Origin of the sequence: Achromobacter spanius (assembly GCF_029637605.1) — a bacterium.
In the GTDB taxonomy this organism is placed as follows: Bacteria; Pseudomonadota; Gammaproteobacteria; order Burkholderiales; family Burkholderiaceae_B; genus Achromobacter; species Achromobacter spanius_E.
In genome coordinates this window covers 674,393-692,741 of sequence record NZ_CP121261.1, presented here as the reverse complement: position 1 = coordinate 692,741, position 18,349 = coordinate 674,393, and the positions used below count along the sequence as shown (strand labels likewise).

The following is an 18,349-nucleotide window of genomic DNA, read 5'->3' as shown; positions in this document are numbered from 1 at the left end:
GGGATCTAGGGAATCAGAAGCAAGCGGGGCCAGCCGTCAGGCCAGCCCAAGGTTACCTGCGAAGGTGCGCGCATCGGCGTCCAGCGCCAGCACTTCGTCAAGACTGTTGAGCGTAACAGATGCTTGCCCTGCCTGCCACTCCAGGGTGGCTTCGATCACGCGCGCGATCCAGGTGTAGGGAAGGCGGCCGTCCAAGAATGCGGCAACGGCGACTTCGTTGGCGGCGTTGAGCGCCACGCAGGCGCCCTGCCCGGCCCGCAAGGCGTCAAAGGACAGGGCCAGGCAAGGAAAACGGGCCAGATCAGGCTTTTCGAAATCCAGGCGACCCAGGCGGGTCAGGTCCAGCGGCCCGACGCCGCTTTCCAGACGTTCAGGAAAGCCTAGCCCGTAGGCAATGGGGGTCCGCATGTCGGGCTGACCCAACTGCGCCAGCACGGAGCCATCGTCGTACTCGACCATGGAATGCACGACGCTTTGCGGGTGCACCACTACTTCGATCCGGTCAGCGGGCATGGCGAACAGCCAATGCGCTTCGATGACTTCCAGCCCCTTGTTGAGCATGGTCGCCGAGTCCACCGAGATCTTGCGCCCCATGCTCCAGTTCGGATGGGCGCAGGCTTGGGCGGGCGTCACATCGTGCAGGTCTTCAAGATCGCGACCCCGGAACGGGCCGCCGGAGGCCGTCAGCAACAGGCGGCGTACGCCGGGCGCGGGCGCATCGGGCGCCTGGGCTCGCCCGCCGTGGGGCAGACACTGGAAAATGGCATTGTGTTCGCTATCGATCGGCAGCAGTTCCGCGCCGTTGTCGCGCACGGCCCGCATGAAAAGCGAGCCCGCGGCGACCAGCGCTTCCTTGTTGGCCAGCAACACCCGCTTGCCACTACGGGCGGCAGCAAGCGCGGCGGGCAAACCGGCCGCCCCCACGATGGCCGCCATGACCGAATCGCACTGCGGGTCCGCCGCCGTGTCGGCCAGCGCCTGCGCGCCCACCCGGATGTCGGGCATGGGCTGCGCGCCCGTCCAGGCGGCAATGAATCGCTTGCGGGCAGCCGTATCAGGCACCACCACGACGGCCGCGCGGCTGGCCAGGGCCTGCTCGGCCAGACGCTCCATCCGGCTGTGGGCGGACAGCGCATAAACCCCCAGGCGCTCAGGGTGGCGGGCAATCACATCCAGCGTGCTTTCACCGATCGATCCGGTCGACCCGAGCACGACGACGCGTTGAAAAACCGTCAAAACAGCACTCCAGACAAAATTAACGCAAACGGCGCGACCGGAAGAATCGCGTCGATTCGGTCATACACCCCGCCATGGCCAGGCAACAGCGTGCTGGAATCCTTGCGGCCCGCGCGGCGCTTGAGCAGCGATTCAAAAAGGTCGCCCACGATGGACACCACGCCCAGCAGCGCGGCAATCGGCAGGGCCAGCCAGAAGCTCCAGCGTTCCACCAGCGCGTGGCCGAACGAGCCGGCCCACAGGCTGGACAGCCCGATCCAGACCACCGCGCCAAGCACCCCGGCAATGGCCCCTTCGATGGTCTTGCCCGGGCTGACCCTAGGGGCAAGCTTACGCTTGCCGAAGGCGCGGCCAGCGAAATATGCGGCAATATCAGCCACCCAGACCAGTGCCAGCAGCGACACCACAAAGCCCGCGCCGCGCGCGACGAACATCTGCGCCAGTACGGCCCAGGCGGCCAAGGCGGCGGGTACGGAAAAGACAGACCAGCCCAGGCTGGCCGGTGGCGCATCGGAACGGCCGCGAACCACGGCGGTAACACCGCCGAACAGCCAGACGGCGGCGACAGCGGGCACCACATAGCGCATCACCCAGGCCGGATCGCGCCAACCCACGCCGCCACCGGCAAGCCAGGCCGAGGCCAGCGCCAGCATGCCGCCGAACAGCAGCACGGCGACGCCGATGGAAATCAGGGGGGACGGAGGCTGGGGCAGCGTCAGGCGCAGCCATTCCCAGTTGGCGCAGGCGGCGGCCAAGGCCAGCAAGGCGACGAACCACCAGGGGTTGGCGCTGATCATCGCGGCGGCCAGAATGGCCAACAGAATGACGGCGGTAACGATACGCTGGCCCAACATATGACGGTCTCCTCGTGTGCTGCTCTGGAAAGACGCGCTTGTCGCCGTCTGCTTACTGCGCGCCGCTTTCGCTGACTTGCGCGCTGGTGCGGCCGAAGCGGCGTTCGCGGGTGCGATACCAGTCAAAAGCCGCTTGTAGCTCGGCGGCGCCAAAATCCGGCCAATAGCGGTCCGTGAAGTAGAACTCCGCGTAGGCCATCTGCCAGATCAGGAAATTGGAAATGCGCTGCTCACCGCCGGTACGGATGAACAGATCGGGTTCGGGCGCCCAGGACATCGACAGATGCCGGGCCAGGCGCTCTTCATTGACTTGCTCGGGGTGGGACGCAAGCTCGGGTTCGGCGGCCAGCATCGCGCGGGTGGCCTGAAGGATGTCCCAGCGTCCGCCATAGTTGGCGGCAACTGTCAGATGCAGGCGGTCGTTGTGCGCGGTGCGTGCCTGCGCGGCCACGATCAGCTCTTGCAAGCGGGGTTCGAAGGCGCTCAGGTCGCCGATGACATGCAAGCGCACGCCCTGCTCGTCCAGCTTGCCGATTTCGCGCTCCAGCGCCTGCACGAACAGGCGCATCAACAGCGAGACCTCTTCGGCGGGCCGGCGCCAGTTCTCGGAACTAAACGCGAACAACGTCAGGTAACGCACCCCGGCACGCCCGCAGGCCTCGACCACGCGGCGCACGGCCTGCACACCCTTGGCATGGCCGGCAGTGCGAGGCAGCAGCCGCCGCGTAGCCCATCGCCCGTTGCCATCCATGATGATGGCGACGTGTTCGGGTATGTCGCGAGTATCGGGAACCGCCTGGGTCGAACTGGTTGCCATGGGTGTGGGACTGCGCGCGGAAGGCCGGCGAAAATCAGAAATACGGGAGAAAAACCTGCGCCGTCGTTCCATTGCTGCATAGCGGTGCTGCGAAGCAATGGTAAGGACGGCGCATAGGCAAGAAAATCCTGACGCCGGGGAAAACGGGCTATCCGTCTACCCCGAAACAATCACGGATTATACGGTCATGATTTCCGCTTCTTTCTGGACGACCATCTTGTCGATGTCCGTCACGGCACGATCGGTCAGCTTCTGGACATCGTCCTGGGCGCGACGCTCGTCGTCCTCGGAGATTTCCTTGTCCTTGACCAGCTTCTTCAACGCTTCGTTCGCTTCGCGGCGCAGGTTGCGCACGGCGATCTTGGCGTCTTCGCCTTCGCTGCGCACGACCTTGGTCAGGTCACGGCGGCGCTCTTCGGTCAGGGCGGGCATCGGCACGCGAATGGTGTCGCCCATCGAGATCGGGTTCAGGCCCAGATCCGATTCACGGATTGCCTTTTCGATCGGGCCGGCCATTTGCTTTTCGTAGGGCTGCACGCTGATGGTGCGGGCGTCCACGAGGTTGACGTTGGCGACCTGGCCGACCGGCACGGGCGAACCGTAGTAGTCGACCTGCACGTGGTCCAGGATGCCGGTGTGGGCGCGGCCCGTCCGGATCTTGCCCAGGTTGATCTTGAGCGTATCAAGCGACTTGGCCATCCTGGCTTCGGCGGATTTGCGGATTTCTGCTGCGCTCATGAAATTTCCTTTTCTTTAAACGTGTACCAACGTGCCTTCGTCTTCGCCGCTGACCACTCGCTTGAGCGCGCCCGACTTATTGATCGAAAACACTTTGATCGGCAGTTTCTGGTCACGGCACAACGCGAAGGCCGTGGCGTCCATGACTTCCAGACGGCGCACAATCGCTTCATCGAAGCTGATCCGCGCATAACGCGTCGCGGTGGGATCCTTGTTGGGATCCGCACTGTAGATGCCGTCCACTTTGGTGGCTTTCAACACGATCTCCGCGCCGATTTCGGCGCCGCGCAAGGCGGCGGCGGTGTCGGTCGTGAAGAAGGGGTTGCCCGTACCCGCGGCGAAGATGACGACCTTGCCCTCTTCGAGGTAGCGCAAAGCCTTCGGGCGGATGTAGGGTTCGACGACCTGATCGATGTTCAGGGCGGATTGTACGCGGGTGTCGATACCCTTGTGCTTGAGCGCGTCTTGCAGGGCAAGCGCGTTCATGATGGTGGCCATCATGCCCATGTAGTCGGCGGTGGCGCGGTCCATGCCCTGCGCACCCGGGGCGACGCCACGGAAAATGTTACCTCCGCCAATGACGATGGCCAGTTCGACGCCGGTGGCGGCGACTTCGGCGATCTCATCGGTCATGCGGACGATGGTGGAACGGTTGATGCCAAAAGCATCCTCGCCCATCAGCGCCTCGCCGGAAAGTTTGAGAAGAACCCGTTTGTATGCTCTGCTGCTCATAGGTGATATCCCGAAGAACAATCCGACGAAAGTGTAAGACAAAGATGAGGGAGCCCCCTCAATGCCGCGGATTCGCCCTGTGCCCAGAAGGTTTCCCCCCTTGAACCGGCCCCGCGGCGTAAAAAGGCCGGACTAGAATTTAATCTAGTGCCGGCCTTTAAGCACTACCCCTGACGGTTAGGCTGCGCCGGCGGCGGCAGCTGCAACCTCAGCGGCAAAGTCGCTGGTCTTCTTCTCGATACCTTCGCCGACAACAAACAGCACGAACTTGCTGATCGAAGCGCCATTGGCCTTCAGATGCTGTTCGACCGTGTGCTTGTCGTTCTTGACGAAAGGTTGCGACAGCAGGGTCACTTCCTTCAGGAACTTGGCGACCGAACCTTCAACCATCTTGGCGACGATGTCAGCCGGCTTGCCGGATTCGGCGGCCTTCTGCTCGGCAACCGAACGCTCGGCGGCGATGTCGGCCGGGTTCACGCCGTCGGCGTTCAGGGCCTTGGGCTTGGTGGCGGCGATGTGCATCGCCAGGTCCTTGCCCACTTCTTCGGCGCCGGAGTATTCCACCAGCACGCCGATCTTGCCGCCGTGCACGTAGCTGGCCAGCGCGTTCGGCGTCTCGATGCGCTCGAAGCGGCGGATCGAGATGTTTTCGCCGATCTTGCCGATCAGGGCGGTACGGGTCGTTTCAACGGTGCCTTCACCGAACGGCAGGGCCGACAGAGCGGCGACGTCGGCCGGGTTCTGCGTGGCGACCAGTTCAGCCAGCTTGTTCACGAAGCCGACGAAGTCGTCGTTCTTGGCGACGAAGTCGGTTTCGCAGTTGATTTCGACGACGGCGCCTTGCTTGGCATCGGCGGAGATGAACAGACCGATCAGGCCTTCGGCGGTGACGCGGGCAGCGGCCTTGCTGGCCTTGTTGCCCAGCTTGACGCGCAGGATTTCCTCGGCGCGAACCAGGTCGCCTTCGGCTTCCGTCAAGGCCTTCTTGCACTCCATCATGGGCGCGTCGGTCTTCTCGCGCAGTTCCTTGACCAGGGCAGCGGTAATTTCAGCCATGTTTGCTCCAAATTTTGCTAAGACACGCCCCGGCTCGCCGGGGCAGTGATTTGATTCGATGGGACGCCCGCCAGTGGCGGGCCAGGAAGATGGGAGCCCACCTTCGCAGTGCCGGCGAGGCGGGAGCGGTTCTGTTTCAAAAGCCGCTCCCGGACACTAACCGCCGGACATGACAGCAGGCTTAGGCCTGGTTGTCCTGCACTTCGACGAACTCTTCCTGACCTTCACCCAGCTCTTCGACCAGACCGTTCATGTTCTGTTCGCGGCCTTCCAGCACGGCGTCGGCGATGCCCTTGGCGTACAGCGCGATGGCCTTGGCCGAGTCATCGTTACCCGGGATGACGTAGTCGATGCCGTCGGGCGAGTGGTTGGTGTCAACCACGGCGACCACGGGGATACCCAGCGTCTTGGCTTCGGCGATGGCAATCTTGTGGTAGCCGACGTCGATGACGAACATGGCGTCAGGCAGACCGTTCATGTCCTTGATGCCGCCGATCGACTTGTTCAGCTTGTCCAGTTCGCGTTGGAACAGCAGGCCTTCCTTCTTGATCATGCGCTCGGCGCCGCCTTCGGCAACGACGACTTCCATGTCCTTCAGGCGCTTGACCGAGGTCTTGACCGTCTTGAAGTTGGTCAGCATGCCGCCGAGCCAGCGGGCGTCGACGAAGGGCATGCCGCAACGGGCGGCTTCGGAGGCGACCAGCTCGCGAGCAGCGCGCTTGGTGCCGACAAACAGGATGTTGCCGCCGCGAGCAGCCAGCTGCTTCACGAACTTGGTGGCTTCCTGGTACTTATCAACCGTCTTTTCCAGGTTGATGATGTGAATCTTGTTGCGGTGACCGAAGATGTACGGAGCCATCTTGGGGTTCCAGTAACGGGTTTGGTGACCGAAGTGGACACCCGCTTCCAGCATTTCGCGCATCAAAGACATGTAATTCTCCAAGGGTTGATTTCTTGCGCCGCACCTGCATCAGCCTCTGGCTGACACCCTGGGTGGTGAGACGCGCGATTTCCCGCAACACGCGGGATGGACAAAATTTTAACCGGGCCGACCGATCACTGCCGCAATAAAACTACTGCTTCCGCGATAAACCCAGACGACCGACACGACAGAAACCCTGCACCGCACACTTGCTCATGCTTGTTCTACACAAGCAGGCGCTGAGCCAGACACTCCAGGAGATTCCTGGAAGTTTCCGGGGTTCAGCGCACCCGGACTTGTTTTGTTGGCAGCGAAATCCAGCTCTTCGCATTCAGGCTTGACGCCATCTTGCGCATCAGACCACCAGGGCATTTCTTCAAAAAACCCGAAGGTTTTCAAGAACTTAATCTGGCGCCCATACCGAACCTGCATCGCCGCTCAAAAACATGACCGGGCTTACAAGCACGCCGTGCCCCAACTTGAGTAAGATTTCCAGCCAATTCCACTTGCGGCTCCCGACCCCCATCGCCCCGCCCGCCCCGCCTCAGAACCTGACAGCCTGCCCGATTTCGCTCCACAACCTTCGCTTGCGGTGAAACTTCAGGGCTTGCCGCCGATCTCATGAAACAGATCGTTTGGGCCAATGAATGGCCTTGAGAAAGTGGACTTCGGTTTTCGTCCCACCTTCGTCGGGATCGGCTCTTGCCGTAACCCGATTGCTCCCCAAAATTTTAGGGAAGCCTATAATTCTACTATTCTTTCAAGCAGACATTCAAGCGAGAGATCGTCAAGTTACTCCATGGGCACAATTACCAATCCGGCCGACCTGGCCAAGATGCGCGCCGCCTGCCAGGACGCCGCCAAAGTTCTCGATTTCATCACTCCCCACGTCAAGCCGGGGGTCACCACCGGCGACCTGGACCGCCTGTGCCTGGAATACCTGACTGACGAATTGAAGGTCAAGTCCGCCACTGTGGGCTACGCCCCGCCCGGCTACCCGCCCTTCACTGGCGCCATCTGTACGTCCGTGAACCACCAGGTCTGCCACGGCATTCCGGGCGACAAGGTGCTGAAAAACGGGGACTCGCTCAATATCGACGTCACCATCATTAAAGACGGCTGGTTCGGCGACACCAGCCGCATGTACGCGGTGGGCGAACAGTCCATCTTGTCGCGCCGCCTGACCGAGATCACCTTCGAGTGCATGTGGAAAGGCATCCAGCAGGTCAAGAACGGCGCCTTCCTGGGCGACGTGGGCAATGCCATCCAGAAGCACGCGGAATCCAACGGCTTTTCGGTCGTGCGCGAATTCTGCGGCCACGGTATCGGCCAGCGTTTCCATGAAGATCCGCAGGTACTGCATTATGGCAAGCCCGGCACGGGCGTGAAATTGGTGACGGGTATGTTGTTCACCATTGAACCCATGATCAACGCCGGCCGCCGCGAAATCCGCCAGCTTGCCGATGGCTGGACGGTCGTGACCCGCGACCACAGCCTGTCGGCGCAGTGGGAACATGCCGTCTGCGTCACCGATACCGGCTACGAGGTGCTGACGCTGTCGCCCGGCATGCCGCCGCCGCCCGCCTTCATCACCGAGCCCCTCGTCATTCCCGCCGTGTAAGGCACCGCCGCCCGCCCCATGACCGCCGAATTCCTCAGCTCCCTGCGTGAACGCATTCAGCAAGCCCGACGCGCCGCGGTAACCCAGTTCCGCGAGCACGAGCGCCCGGACACGCTGTTGTCCGAATTGCGGCGCATCGTGGACGCCGCGCTGCGCGACCTGGTCAAGCATTGCCCGCTACCCTTGGGCGCCACGCTGGCGGCGGTGGGCGGTTATGGCCGGGGCGAGCTTTATCCGCACTCTGACGTCGACCTGCTGATCCTGCTGCCGCACGCCCCCACGCCCGAAGAGGAATCGGCCATTGAACGGCTGGTGGCGTCGCTGTGGGACCTGGGCCTGGAACCCGGCCACAGCGTGCGCACCATTGAAGATTGCGAACGCGAGGCCGATGCCGACATCACCGTGGAAACGGCGCTGCTGGAATCGCGATGGCTGGCGGGCAGCCGCATCCTGATGCGCAAGTTCGACGCCGCCACCAAGTCGCGGCTGGATCCGCGCGCCTTTTTCCTGGCCAAGCGGGTCGAGATGCAGCAGCGTCATGCGCGCTACCAGGACACGCCTTACGCGCTGGAACCGAATTGCAAGGAATCGCCCGGGGGCTTGCGCGATCTGCAAGTCATCTTGTGGATGGCGCGCGCCGCCGGTTTCGGCAATAGTTGGCGGTCGGTCGCCCAAGCGGGCCTGCTGACCTCTTCCGAAGCGCGCGACCTGCGCAAGGCCGAACAGGCCTTCAAGCGGCTGCGCATTGAACTGCATCTGCTGTCGAACCGCCGCGAAGACCGCGTGCTGTTCGATTTGCAGCCGGCGCTGGCCGAAGTCTATGGCATCCACGCCACCGCCACGCGGAGGGGCAGCGAACTGCTGATGCAGCGCTATTACTGGGCCGCGCGCCTGGTGACGCAGTTGAACGGCATCCTGGTGCAGAACATCGAAGAGCGGCTGTTCCCGCGCCCCGATAGCGACGCGCGCGACATCGACGACGATTTTCGCAACCTGCGCGACCGCCTGGACATCATTCGCGACGACGGTTTCGAACGCAACCCCACCCTGCTGCTGCGCGCCTTCCTGGTGATGCAGCAACACCCCGAACTCACCGGCATGTCGGCGCGCACGCTGCGCGCCATCTGGCATTCGCGCCATCGTATCGACGCGCAGTTCCGCCGCAACCCGGTCAACCGCAAGCTGTTCTTGCAGATCCTGCAGCAGCCGCGCGGCATCGTGCACGAACTGCGACGCATGACCATGCTGAACATCCTGCCCCGCTACCTGCCGGTGTTCCGCCGCATCGTGGGCCAGATGCAGCACGACCTGTTTCACGCGTACACGGTGGACCAGCACACGCTGGCGGTGGTGCGCAACCTGCGCCGCTTCACCATGCCCGAGCACGCCCAGGAATACCCGCTGGCCAGCCAATTGATTGCGGGCCTGGACCGGCACTGGTTGCTGTACGTGGCGGCGCTGTTTCACGACATTGCCAAGGGCCGCGGCGGCGACCACTCCGAACTCGGCGCCCGCGAAGTGCGCAAGTTCGCGCAAGACCACGGCATGGATCCCGAAGACGCCAAGCTGGTGGAATTCCTGGTGCGCCAGCACTTGCTGATGTCGGCGGTGGCGCAAAAGCGCGACCTGTCCGACCCGGCCGTCGTGCAGGATTTCGCCGCCACGGTGAAGGACGAACGCCATCTGACGGCGCTCTACCTGCTGACGGTGGCCGACATCCGAGGGACCAGCCCCAAGGTCTGGAACGCCTGGAAGGGCAAGCTGCTGGAAGACCTGTACAAACTGACCCTGGCCGCGCTGGGCGGCGCCCATGCGGACGCCCACACGGTACTGACCGAGCGCAAGGAAGAAGCGGCCCGACTGACGCGCCGGGCCGGCCTGCGCGACGACGCGCGCGAAGCCTTCTGGAACCAGTTGGACGTGGCCTACTTCCTGCGCCACGACGCCTCGGACATCGCCTGGCACACGCGCCACCTGTACCACCAGGTGGCGCCGGCCCAGGCGGTGGTCAAGGCGCGTCCCACCGAGCAAGGCGAAGGCCTGCAGATCATGGTCTACACGCGCGATGCGCCGGACCTGTTCGTGGCCATCTGTGGCTACTTCGACGCCAAGAACCTGTCGATTCAAGACGCGCGCATCCACACCACGCGGCATGGTTGGGCGCTGGACAGCTTTATCGTGCTGCTGCCCGAGGGCGCCAGCGACCTGCGCGCCCAGGCGACGCTGGTGGAACACGAACTGGCGGAACGCCTGAAAGATCCGCACGCCGCCGCCCAGGCGCAGCCCAGCCGTGGCGGCTACTACGGCCGTAACCGGCAATCGCGTGTGTCGCGCGTGTTCCCGGTCATGCCGCAAGCCGAGCTGCAGCCGGACGAGCGCAGCACGTCGTGGCGGTTGTCCGTTACCGCCACCGACCGCCCCGGCCTGCTGCACGCCCTGGCGCGCGTATTCGCCCAGCACGAGATAAACCTGCTGATGGCCAAGATCATGACGCTGGGCGACCGCGTGGAAGACGTGTTCATCGTGGATGGCTCGGCGCTGGCGCGACCCCGCATCCAGATGCAGTTCGAACGCGACATCCTCGACGCGCTGGCAGGCGACGAGGCGCAACAGCGGGTAGCCTGATCGGGCGGCCTGATCGGGTCGCTTGATCGGGTCGCTTGATCGGGTCGCTTGATCAAGGGGTCCCTGATCGGGCCGTCCGATCAGATCGCCAACCCCTGCCGGATCCGCATACAATCCCGTTTTTCGGCCAGGCGATCCCCGCTCCCATGCAGCTCAACGACTATCTGCGCGTCTTCGGTGGCAGCTTCTTTTTCGCGCTGGCCACGCTGCTGCCCTTCCTGAACCCGCCCGCCATTGCGCCGATTTTCCTGTCGCTGACCGAAGGCGCCTCGTCGGCCACACGCGTGGTGCTGGCCAAACGGGTGGCGGTCAATGTCTGCCTGATGCTGATCGTGGCCATGGTGGCCGGCAACGTGCTGCTCAGCTTCTTCGGCATTTCCTTGTCGATCGTGCGCGTCGGCGGCGGCATGCTGGTGATTGCCAGCGCCTGGCGGCTGGTGAATTCGCCCGACGCCGACACCGAGCGCGTGGCGCGCATGGCCGAATCGTTCACGCCTGAAATGGCGAAGGCGCGCGCCTTCTACCCGCTGACGTTTCCCATCAGTTGCGGCCCCGGCTCCATCGCCGCCGCCATCACCGTAGGCGTGTCCTTGCGCGACCAGAACCACGTGCTGAGCCTGGTGCGGCTGGGCGGCTCCATTCCCGGCATTATCGCGGTGTCCCTGACCCTTTACGTCTGCCTGCGCTTTGCCGCCCAGATGCTGCATCGCCTGGGCGACAACGGCACGGCGGTGTTCATGCGGCTGTCCGCGTTCATCATGCTGTGCCTGGGCGTGCAGATCTTCTGGGAAGGCGCGCGCGACCTGATGCTGGGGTTGTTGACGCAAGTGATGCAACCAATTCCGGTTCCCAAGGCCTAAGCGTTGGCCGGGCCGCGCCCGCATCGCTCAATCTCAAGAATAGATAAAAAATGACTACCCGCTCTGAACGCCTGCTTCGCCTGATTGCCCTGTTTTCCTTCGGCGCCGTTGGCGCGGCCTTGATTTCCCAACACGTTTTCGACATGCCACCCTGCGCGTGGTGCGTGCTGCAACGCTTGATCTATCTGGTGATTGGCGTGGTGGCCCTGATTGGCGGCTTTGGCGGTGGCCGGGCGTTGACCCGCATCGCCGCCGCGCTGGCGGCGCTGTTGTCGCTGTCCGGCGTGGTGGCGGCCTGGTACCAATACACCGTGGCGGCCAACATGCTGTCGTGCGACCAGACGTTTGCCGACCGCTTCATGACCGGCATCGGCCTGGAAGGCAATGTGCCGTGGCTGTTCGGCATTTTCGCGACCTGCATGGACGCCAAGGTGCCGGTGCTGGGCATCGAATACGCTTTGTGGAGCCTGGCGCTTTTCGTGGTCTTGTTCTTCATGGCGCTGCCTGCCGTCTTCGGCCGCGCCCGAGCCTGAATCCAAACGCCGACACACGCCTGACAACACCGCGCCGGTTGCGCGCCCCCTAAGCCGGCGCGGCCGCGTGGAAGTATTTTCCCAGCTGTGACTACCCTGAAATACCTGACCGGCTATCCGGAGCCCCTGCTCGCCCAGGCCCAAACGCTGCTTGAGCGCGGCAAGCTGGGCGCCGCCCTGCTGTCGCGTTATCCGGACGGCCCGCACGATGTCCGCACGGACCGCGCGCTATACCAGTACGTGACTGACCTGAAGAACACCTATCTGCGCAATGGCGACCTGATCAATAAAGTTGCCTACGACAGCAAGATCCATGTCATTCAGCATGCACTGGGCCAGCACACCTACATTTCGCGCGTGCAGGGCGGCAAGCTGCGCGCCAAGCACGAGATCCGGGTGGCGACGCTGTTCAAGACCGTGCCGGCCGAATTCCTGAAGATGATCACCGTGCACGAATTGGCGCACTTGAAAGAGAAGGACCACAACAAGGCCTTCTACAACCTGTGCCTGCGCATGGAACCGCACTATCACCAGTATGAATTCGACCTGCGGCTCTACCTGACGCATCTGGAAGCGACGCGCGAAACCCTGTGGGCACCGGCTGCCTGAAGGTCGGGCTGCTCACCCACGCTCGACACATTGGTCATACCAATTTTCTTGAAAATCGCGCGATTTAACGAGCGCGATGGCGAGTCCATTGGCGATTCTTGGGTATCATTGCCCCCGGCGCCTGATTGGCAAGCGCTGCCGCCCGAATTGGACGGAAAAATTGGTCGTACCAATATCCCATGCGTTTGTCAGACCAAGTCGCTGAAAAGCTGTTATCCCTGATCCAGGCCCACGGCATCCCGCCGGGTGGAAGGCTGCCGGCCGAACGCGGCTTGGCGCAAAGCCTGGGCGTGTCACGCACCGCCTTGCGTGAAGCCATTCAAAAGCTGTCCAGCCACGGCATCCTGATCAGCCGCGTCGGCGCCGGCACGTTTCTGGCCGCCGACGCGCACCAATGGCCTCAGGAATCGATGTCGCCGTTGGCCGCGCTGATGCAGCACGATCCGCAGTACCGCTATGACGTGCTGGAAACGCGCTGCGCGCTGGAAACCAGCACCGCCAGCTACGCGGCGCAGCGCGCCACCGATGCGGACAAGGCCAAGATACAGCGCTGCTTCGATCAGATGATCGACTACCAGCAACGCGGCAATGCCGAACTCTCGGCCCACGCCGACGCGCAGTTTCACCTGGCCATCGCCGAAGCCTCGCACAACCTCGTGCTGCTGCAAGTGATGCGCGGGCTGTTCGACCTGATGCTGTCCACCGTGGCTCAAAACCGCCGCATCATGGTCATCCAGGACAGTCCGGCCTCGCAAGACAAGCTGACGCATCAACATCAGGCGCTGATGCAAAGCATCCTGGATGGCGACCCCGACCAGGCGCGCGCCGTCATCGACCAGCACCTGGACTACATCCGCGCCACGCTCGTCAAAATGGACGAAGACGCCGCCCGCCGCGACCGCGCCACCCGCCTGCCCTCCTCGACCCCACCCTCGCCCCGACCATGACGCCCCCCTCCGCCCCCGACACTGGCATCCAGCTGCTGACCCAATTGCGCGACGTTGTCGGCAACGCGCATGTGCTGACCGGCGATGCGGCCACGCGCCGCTTTCGTCGCGGCCACCGTACGGGCGAAGGCCGTGTGCTTGCCGTGGTGCGCCCGGGCACCTTGCTGGAGCAGTGGCGTGTGCTGCAAGCCGTGGTGCAATCGGGCCGCATCGTCATCATGCAGGCGGCCAATACCGGCCTGACTGGCGGGTCCACGCCCGATGGCGATCAGTACGACCGCGAAATCGTGCTGATCAGCACGCTGCGCATTCCGGGTGTGCAAGTGATCCGCGACGGGAAACAGGTGGTGTGCCTGCCGGGCGCCACGCTGGACCGGCTGGAGCAGACGCTGGCGCCGCTGGGTCGCGAGCCGCATTCGGTGATCGGGTCGTCCTGCATCGGGGCGTCGGTGCTGGGCGGCGTGTGCAATAACTCGGGTGGCGCCCTGCTGCGGCGTGGCCCGGCGTACACCGAACTGGCGCTATACGCGCGCGTGGACGAAGGTGGCTCGCTTAGCCTGGTCAACCATCTGGGCATCGACCTGGGCCGGACGCCCGAAGAGATCCTGACCCGTTTGCAGGCCTGCGACTATGGCCCCGGCGATATCCGGGATGACGTGGGCGCGGCGTCGGACCCGAACTATGCCGACCATGTGCGTCAGATCGATGCCCCCACGCCGGCGCGCTTCAATGCGGACCCCTCGCGTCTGCACGAAGCCTCCGGCTCGGCCGGCCGCGTCTGCCTCTTCGCGGTGCGGCTGGACACGTTCGAGCGCGAACCCAGCACAGTGTTTTATATCGCCAGCAAGCTGCCCGACGACCTGACCGCCGTGCGCCGCGAACTGCTGGCCAATCTTCCACGGCTGCCAATCGCGGGCGAATACATCCATCGCGACGCCTTCGATATCGGCGCGCGCTACGGCAAAGACGTGTTTCTGCTGATCGACAAACTGGGCACCGCGCGCGTGCCCAAGGCTTTTGCCATCAAGAGCCGGCTGGACGGCATGGCGGAACGGCTGGGTCTGCCGGGCTTGGTGGACCGCGCGATACAGGCCCTTGTGTCGCTGCTGCCGAATCATCTGCCGCGCCGCATGCGCGACTACCGCGACCGCTACGAACACCACCTGTTGCTGCGCGTGTCCAACGATACGGTCGAGGCTACGCGCGCCTTTTTGACGCAGCACTTCGCGGGGCGCGCGGATGCGGCATTCTTTGAATGCAACGCCGAGGAAGGACGCAAGGCGTTCCTGCATCGCTTTGCCATCGCGGGCGCGGCAATTCGCTATCGCGACACGCATCGCGCAACGGTGCAGGATATCGTGCCACTGGACATCGCCTTGCGCCGCAACGACCGGGAATGGGTCGAGACCCTGCCGGCCGACATGGAACGCGACATTGTGCACAAGCTGTATTACGGGCATTTCTTCTGCCACGTGTTTCACCAGGACTACATCGTGCGCAAGGGCGTCGACCCGGTCGCGATGGAGCATCGCATGTGGGCATTGCTGGACGCGCGGCAGGCGGAATATCCGGCCGAGCACAACGTGGGGCACTTGTATGTCGCCAAGCCGGCGCTGACCGCGTTCTATCGGGAACTGGACCCCACCAACACGTTCAACCCAGGCATCGGGCACACCTCGAAGCTGCTGAACTGGGGCGCGTGCTGCGGGCAACAAGGCATGCCGGCCGCCTACGGCCTCAATACCGATGCCGATGCCGAAGCCGAAGCCGAAGCCGAAGCCGCCCAGGGGACAAGATAGCGCCATCAGCAAAGCGGGCGTGCAGAAAAAAATGCCGTTCACTCGCGTGAACGGCATTTTTGTTGAAGCCCCTGCCCTGGAGGGTCAGGCGTCGTTGGCGGCGTAGCCCATGTTGAATTGCAGGCCGCTTGCGCCTTCGTCCTGGCCGGGTTCAGCGCGCGACTGGCCCAGGCGGGCCAGGTATTCAGCGGTGATGTCGCCCGTGATGTATTCGCCATCAAAGCACGAAGCCTCGAAGCGGGTCATCTTGGGGTTCAGGTCACGCACCGATTGCTGCATGTCAGACAGATCTTGGTAGATCAGCGAATCGGCGCCAATGGCGCGGGCGATTTCTTCGTCGCTGCGGCCCGTGGCGATCAGTTCCGATTGCGTGGGCATGTCGATGCCGTACACGTTCGGGAAACGGACCGGCGGCGCGGCGGATGCGAAGTACACCTTGTTGGCGCCGGCGGCGCGCGCCATGTCGACGATTTCGCGGCTGGTGGTGCCACGCACGATGGAGTCATCGACCAGCAGCACGTTCTTGCCCTTGAACTCCATGCCGATGGCATTGAGCTTCTGGCGCACGGACTTACGGCGCACGGCCTGGCCCGGCATGATGAAGGTGCGGCCCACGTAGCGGTTCTTGATGAGCCCTTCGCGGTAGTCCAGGTTCAGGCGGGCAGCCAACTGCATGGCGGCGGGACGCGAGGAATCCGGGATCGGCATGACGACGTCGATGTCGCCCAGGCGCATGTTGCGCGCGACCTTGTCGGCCAGGTATTCGCCCATGCGCAGGCGGGCGTCGTAGACCGACACGCCGTCGATCAGCGAATCCGGACGCGCGAAGTACACGTATTCGAAAATACACGGCACCAGTTGCGGGTTGTCGGCGCACTGGCGGCTGACGAAGCGGCCGTCCAGGTCGACGAATACGGCTTCGCCGGGTTCGACGTCGCGCACGAAGACAAAGCCGCTGCCTTCCAGCGCCACCGACTCCGAGGCCACCATCCACTCAACGCCTTCGTCGGTTTCCATGCGGCCGATACACAAGGGGCGGATACCGTTCGGGTCGCGGAACGCCAGCAGGCCGTAACCGGAAATCTGGGCCACCACGGCATAGGCGCCGCGCACGCGCTTGTGCAGCGCCGACACCGCGCGGAAGATCGCGTCGTCATCCAGCGACACCCCGTTGGCCGACGATTGCAGTTCGTGGGCCAGCACGTTCAGCAGCACTTCGGAATCGGAATTCGTGTTGATGTGGCGGCGGTCGACGCGGTACAGCGATTCACGCAGTTCACGCCAGTTGGTCAGGTTGCCGTTGTGGGCAAACATGATGCCGAACGGGGCGTTGACGTAGAACGGCTGGGCCTCTTCCTCGCTGGCGCTGGAGCCCGCGGTGGGGTAGCGGACCTGGCCGACGCCGGACGTACCGGGCAACGAACGCATGTTGCGCGTACGGAAGACGTCGCGCACCAGGCCGTGAGCCTTGTACATATTGAATTGGTTGCCTTGCGACGTCGCGATGCCCGCGGCGTCCTGCCCGCGATGCTGCAACAGCAGCAAGCTGTCATAGAGCAGCTGGTTGACCGGCCCGCGCCCGATGACCCCTACGATTCCACACATGGTGAGATTTCCTGGTTGATTTGAAGCTAATCAATACGGCAGCCAAGTCGCCAAAGACGGCGGCAGCCACGTTTTGATATGTTTGATGGCCTCGATGGCCGAATGCGAAAACATGGCGTCCTTCCACCACGGCTCTTGGGGCAACGGCGTATAGCCGGCAGCGGCCACCAAGGCCAGCACGATCACAAGACCACGGGCCAGCCCGAACATACCGCCCAGGCCGTGATCGGCGGGGCTGAGTCCGGTACTGCGGATCAAGGCGGCTAGCGTCATGTTGACCAAACCCACACCGAGCAGCACTAGGATGAACACCACGGCGTATGAGACTCCCATGCGCAGCAGCGTCGTTTCAATATAGGGCTCAAGCCACGTATATACCGTGGGGCCCCACCATATCGCGGCCACGAAAGCCAGCAGATAGGCGACCAGCGACAGCACCTCTTTGAGCAGGCCGCGCACCAGGCCCAGCACACCCGAGACCGCCAGGATGGCCAGCACGACGAAGTCGAAGCCGGTCACTATTGGGCGGCAATAAAACCATTGTCATAGCCCAAGGTGCGCAATCGCGCCTGGGCCGCCTGCGCCGCCTCGCGCGAGGGGAACGGCCCCACACGCAGACGGTACTGCTGTTTGCCACTGATGGTGGCTTGTTCCACAAATGCGTTGGTCACGCCGGCCTGATGCAGCTTGGCGCGGCGCGACTGGGCGTCTTCCGACGTGGTGTAGGCCGCGATCTGCAAGACGAAATTGCCCTTGGCGGCAGGCTTGGGTGCCGGTGCCGCGGCCGGCGCGGCCCGTCCTTCCAGCAATGCCAAGGCGCGCGCACCGTCGTCGGAGCGCGTGTCGGGCTTGGGAGCCGGCTTGGCTTCGGGCTTCGCCTCGGGCTTGGCTTCGGGCTTGGGCTTGGCTTCAGGCTTGGGCGCCACGAGCGGCGGCGTCACCTGCACGGTGGTCGTGTGCGGGGCTGCGGACTCGGGCGGCGCGGAAGCCGTGGGCGGGGTGGACGGCGTGGCGGTCACGGGCGGCGGCGTCGGCACGGAAGAATCCGCGGGCGTGGTGCCGTCGGCGGCAACCGCCGGGGCCGACGCGCTGGCGCCGGCTTGCGGGTCGCTTACCTGGGGTTGGAACGGGGTGTTGCGGTCTGGCACGCGGATGGGAATGTTGTCGGCAACCGGCACGGGCTGCGAATCAAGCACCATGGGCAGAATGATGACTGCCGCCAGCACCAAGGCGACGGCGCCTGCCAACCTGCGCCGCGCGCGACCGCGCAGCTCCGCAGCCTGAACCTCGCTAGGCACTGCCGCCCGTTTAGAGGACTGCGCCTGGTCGGCAGGATCTTTGCGATTGAAAAAACCCATGGAAGAGAATTCCTTGCGGCAATGTGGCGGCGGGCCG

The 18,349-nt window shown here is 63.9% G+C and carries 17 protein-coding genes; 7 read left to right on the top strand and 10 right to left on the bottom strand.

Going from position 1 to position 18,349, the window contains the following annotated elements; all coding sequences use genetic code 11:
* Positions 1-36: 36 nt before the first annotated feature.
* From P8T11_RS03110 to rpsB, 7 genes are all read right to left on the bottom strand, one after another.
* Positions 37-1,236: a 1-deoxy-D-xylulose-5-phosphate reductoisomerase gene (locus P8T11_RS03110; RefSeq protein ID WP_268078371.1), complete on the bottom strand. Its 1,200-nt coding sequence runs from the start codon at positions 1,234-1,236 to the stop codon at positions 37-39.
* On the bottom strand, positions 1,233-2,090 hold the full coding sequence (locus P8T11_RS03105) for a phosphatidate cytidylyltransferase (protein ID WP_268078372.1): 858 nt from the start codon (positions 2,088-2,090) through the stop codon (positions 1,233-1,235). The genes P8T11_RS03110 and P8T11_RS03105 overlap by 4 nt, the downstream gene beginning before the upstream one ends.
* A 52-nt stretch (positions 2,091-2,142) precedes the next feature.
* On the bottom strand, positions 2,143-2,907 hold the full coding sequence (gene uppS / locus P8T11_RS03100) for a polyprenyl diphosphate synthase (RefSeq protein WP_268078374.1): 765 nt from the start codon (positions 2,905-2,907) through the stop codon (positions 2,143-2,145).
* Positions 2,908-3,084: 177 nt separating this feature from the next.
* Positions 3,085-3,645, bottom strand: a complete 561-nt coding sequence (gene frr, locus P8T11_RS03095) for a ribosome recycling factor (RefSeq protein ID WP_100855474.1) — start codon at positions 3,643-3,645, stop codon at positions 3,085-3,087.
* A 15-nt stretch (positions 3,646-3,660) separates the two neighbouring features.
* Positions 3,661-4,377 (bottom strand): UMP kinase, encoded by a 717-nt coding sequence (pyrH, locus tag P8T11_RS03090; RefSeq protein ID WP_006219097.1) that lies wholly within the window; start codon positions 4,375-4,377, stop codon positions 3,661-3,663.
* Between the two features lie 177 nt (positions 4,378-4,554).
* Complete coding sequence (tsf, locus tag P8T11_RS03085; RefSeq protein WP_050446559.1) at positions 4,555-5,433, bottom strand: translation elongation factor Ts; 879 nt, start codon at positions 5,431-5,433, stop codon at positions 4,555-4,557.
* Between the two features lie 181 nt (positions 5,434-5,614).
* On the bottom strand, positions 5,615-6,364 hold the full coding sequence (rpsB, locus tag P8T11_RS03080; RefSeq protein WP_259248421.1) for a 30S ribosomal protein S2: 750 nt from the start codon (positions 6,362-6,364) through the stop codon (positions 5,615-5,617).
* Between the two features lie 790 nt (positions 6,365-7,154).
* Here rpsB and map point away from each other — a divergent pair.
* The 7 genes from map to dld all read left to right on the top strand — a co-directional run bounded on the left by map (position 7,155) and on the right by dld (position 15,349).
* The gene (gene map / locus P8T11_RS03075; protein ID WP_268078375.1) at positions 7,155-7,976 is read left to right on the top strand and encodes a type I methionyl aminopeptidase; all 822 of its coding nucleotides are present in this window, start codon (positions 7,155-7,157) and stop codon (positions 7,974-7,976) included.
* An 18-nt stretch (positions 7,977-7,994) separates the two neighbouring features.
* Positions 7,995-10,601: a [protein-PII] uridylyltransferase gene (locus P8T11_RS03070; RefSeq protein ID WP_268078376.1), complete on the top strand. Its 2,607-nt coding sequence runs from the start codon at positions 7,995-7,997 to the stop codon at positions 10,599-10,601.
* A gap of 146 nt (positions 10,602-10,747) precedes the next feature.
* Entirely contained in the window at positions 10,748-11,461 is a 714-nt protein-coding gene (locus tag P8T11_RS03065; RefSeq protein ID WP_050446563.1) for a MarC family protein, read from the top strand.
* Between the two features lie 50 nt (positions 11,462-11,511).
* Entirely contained in the window at positions 11,512-11,994 is a 483-nt protein-coding gene (locus P8T11_RS03060) for a disulfide bond formation protein B (protein ID WP_268078377.1), read from the top strand.
* Positions 11,995-12,081: 87 nt separating this feature from the next.
* Positions 12,082-12,603, top strand: a complete 522-nt coding sequence (locus tag P8T11_RS03055; protein WP_268078378.1) for a M48 metallopeptidase family protein — start codon at positions 12,082-12,084, stop codon at positions 12,601-12,603.
* Positions 12,604-12,782: 179 nt separating this feature from the next.
* Positions 12,783-13,550 carry a transcriptional regulator LldR gene (gene lldR, locus P8T11_RS03050; protein WP_268078379.1) on the top strand — a complete coding sequence of 256 codons (768 nt, stop codon included), beginning with the start codon at positions 12,783-12,785 and terminating at the stop codon, positions 13,548-13,550.
* The gene (gene dld / locus P8T11_RS03045) at positions 13,547-15,349 is read left to right on the top strand and encodes a D-lactate dehydrogenase (protein ID WP_268078380.1); all 1,803 of its coding nucleotides are present in this window, start codon (positions 13,547-13,549) and stop codon (positions 15,347-15,349) included. The genes lldR and dld overlap by 4 nt, the downstream gene beginning before the upstream one ends.
* Positions 15,350-15,433: 84 nt before the next feature.
* Here the strand turns inward: dld and purF are convergent, their stop codons facing one another.
* The 3 genes from purF to P8T11_RS03030 are packed head-to-tail and all read right to left on the bottom strand — an operon-like array spanning position 15,434 to position 18,312.
* The gene (gene purF / locus P8T11_RS03040) at positions 15,434-16,954 is read right to left on the bottom strand and encodes an amidophosphoribosyltransferase (protein WP_268078381.1); all 1,521 of its coding nucleotides are present in this window, start codon (positions 16,952-16,954) and stop codon (positions 15,434-15,436) included.
* Positions 16,955-16,984: 30 nt separating this feature from the next.
* Entirely contained in the window at positions 16,985-17,473 is a 489-nt protein-coding gene (locus tag P8T11_RS03035; protein WP_088588337.1) for a CvpA family protein, read from the bottom strand.
* Entirely contained in the window at positions 17,473-18,312 is an 840-nt protein-coding gene (locus tag P8T11_RS03030; protein ID WP_268078382.1) for an SPOR domain-containing protein, read from the bottom strand. The genes P8T11_RS03035 and P8T11_RS03030 overlap by 1 nt, the downstream gene beginning before the upstream one ends.
* Between the last annotated feature and the right edge of the window lie 37 nt (positions 18,313-18,349).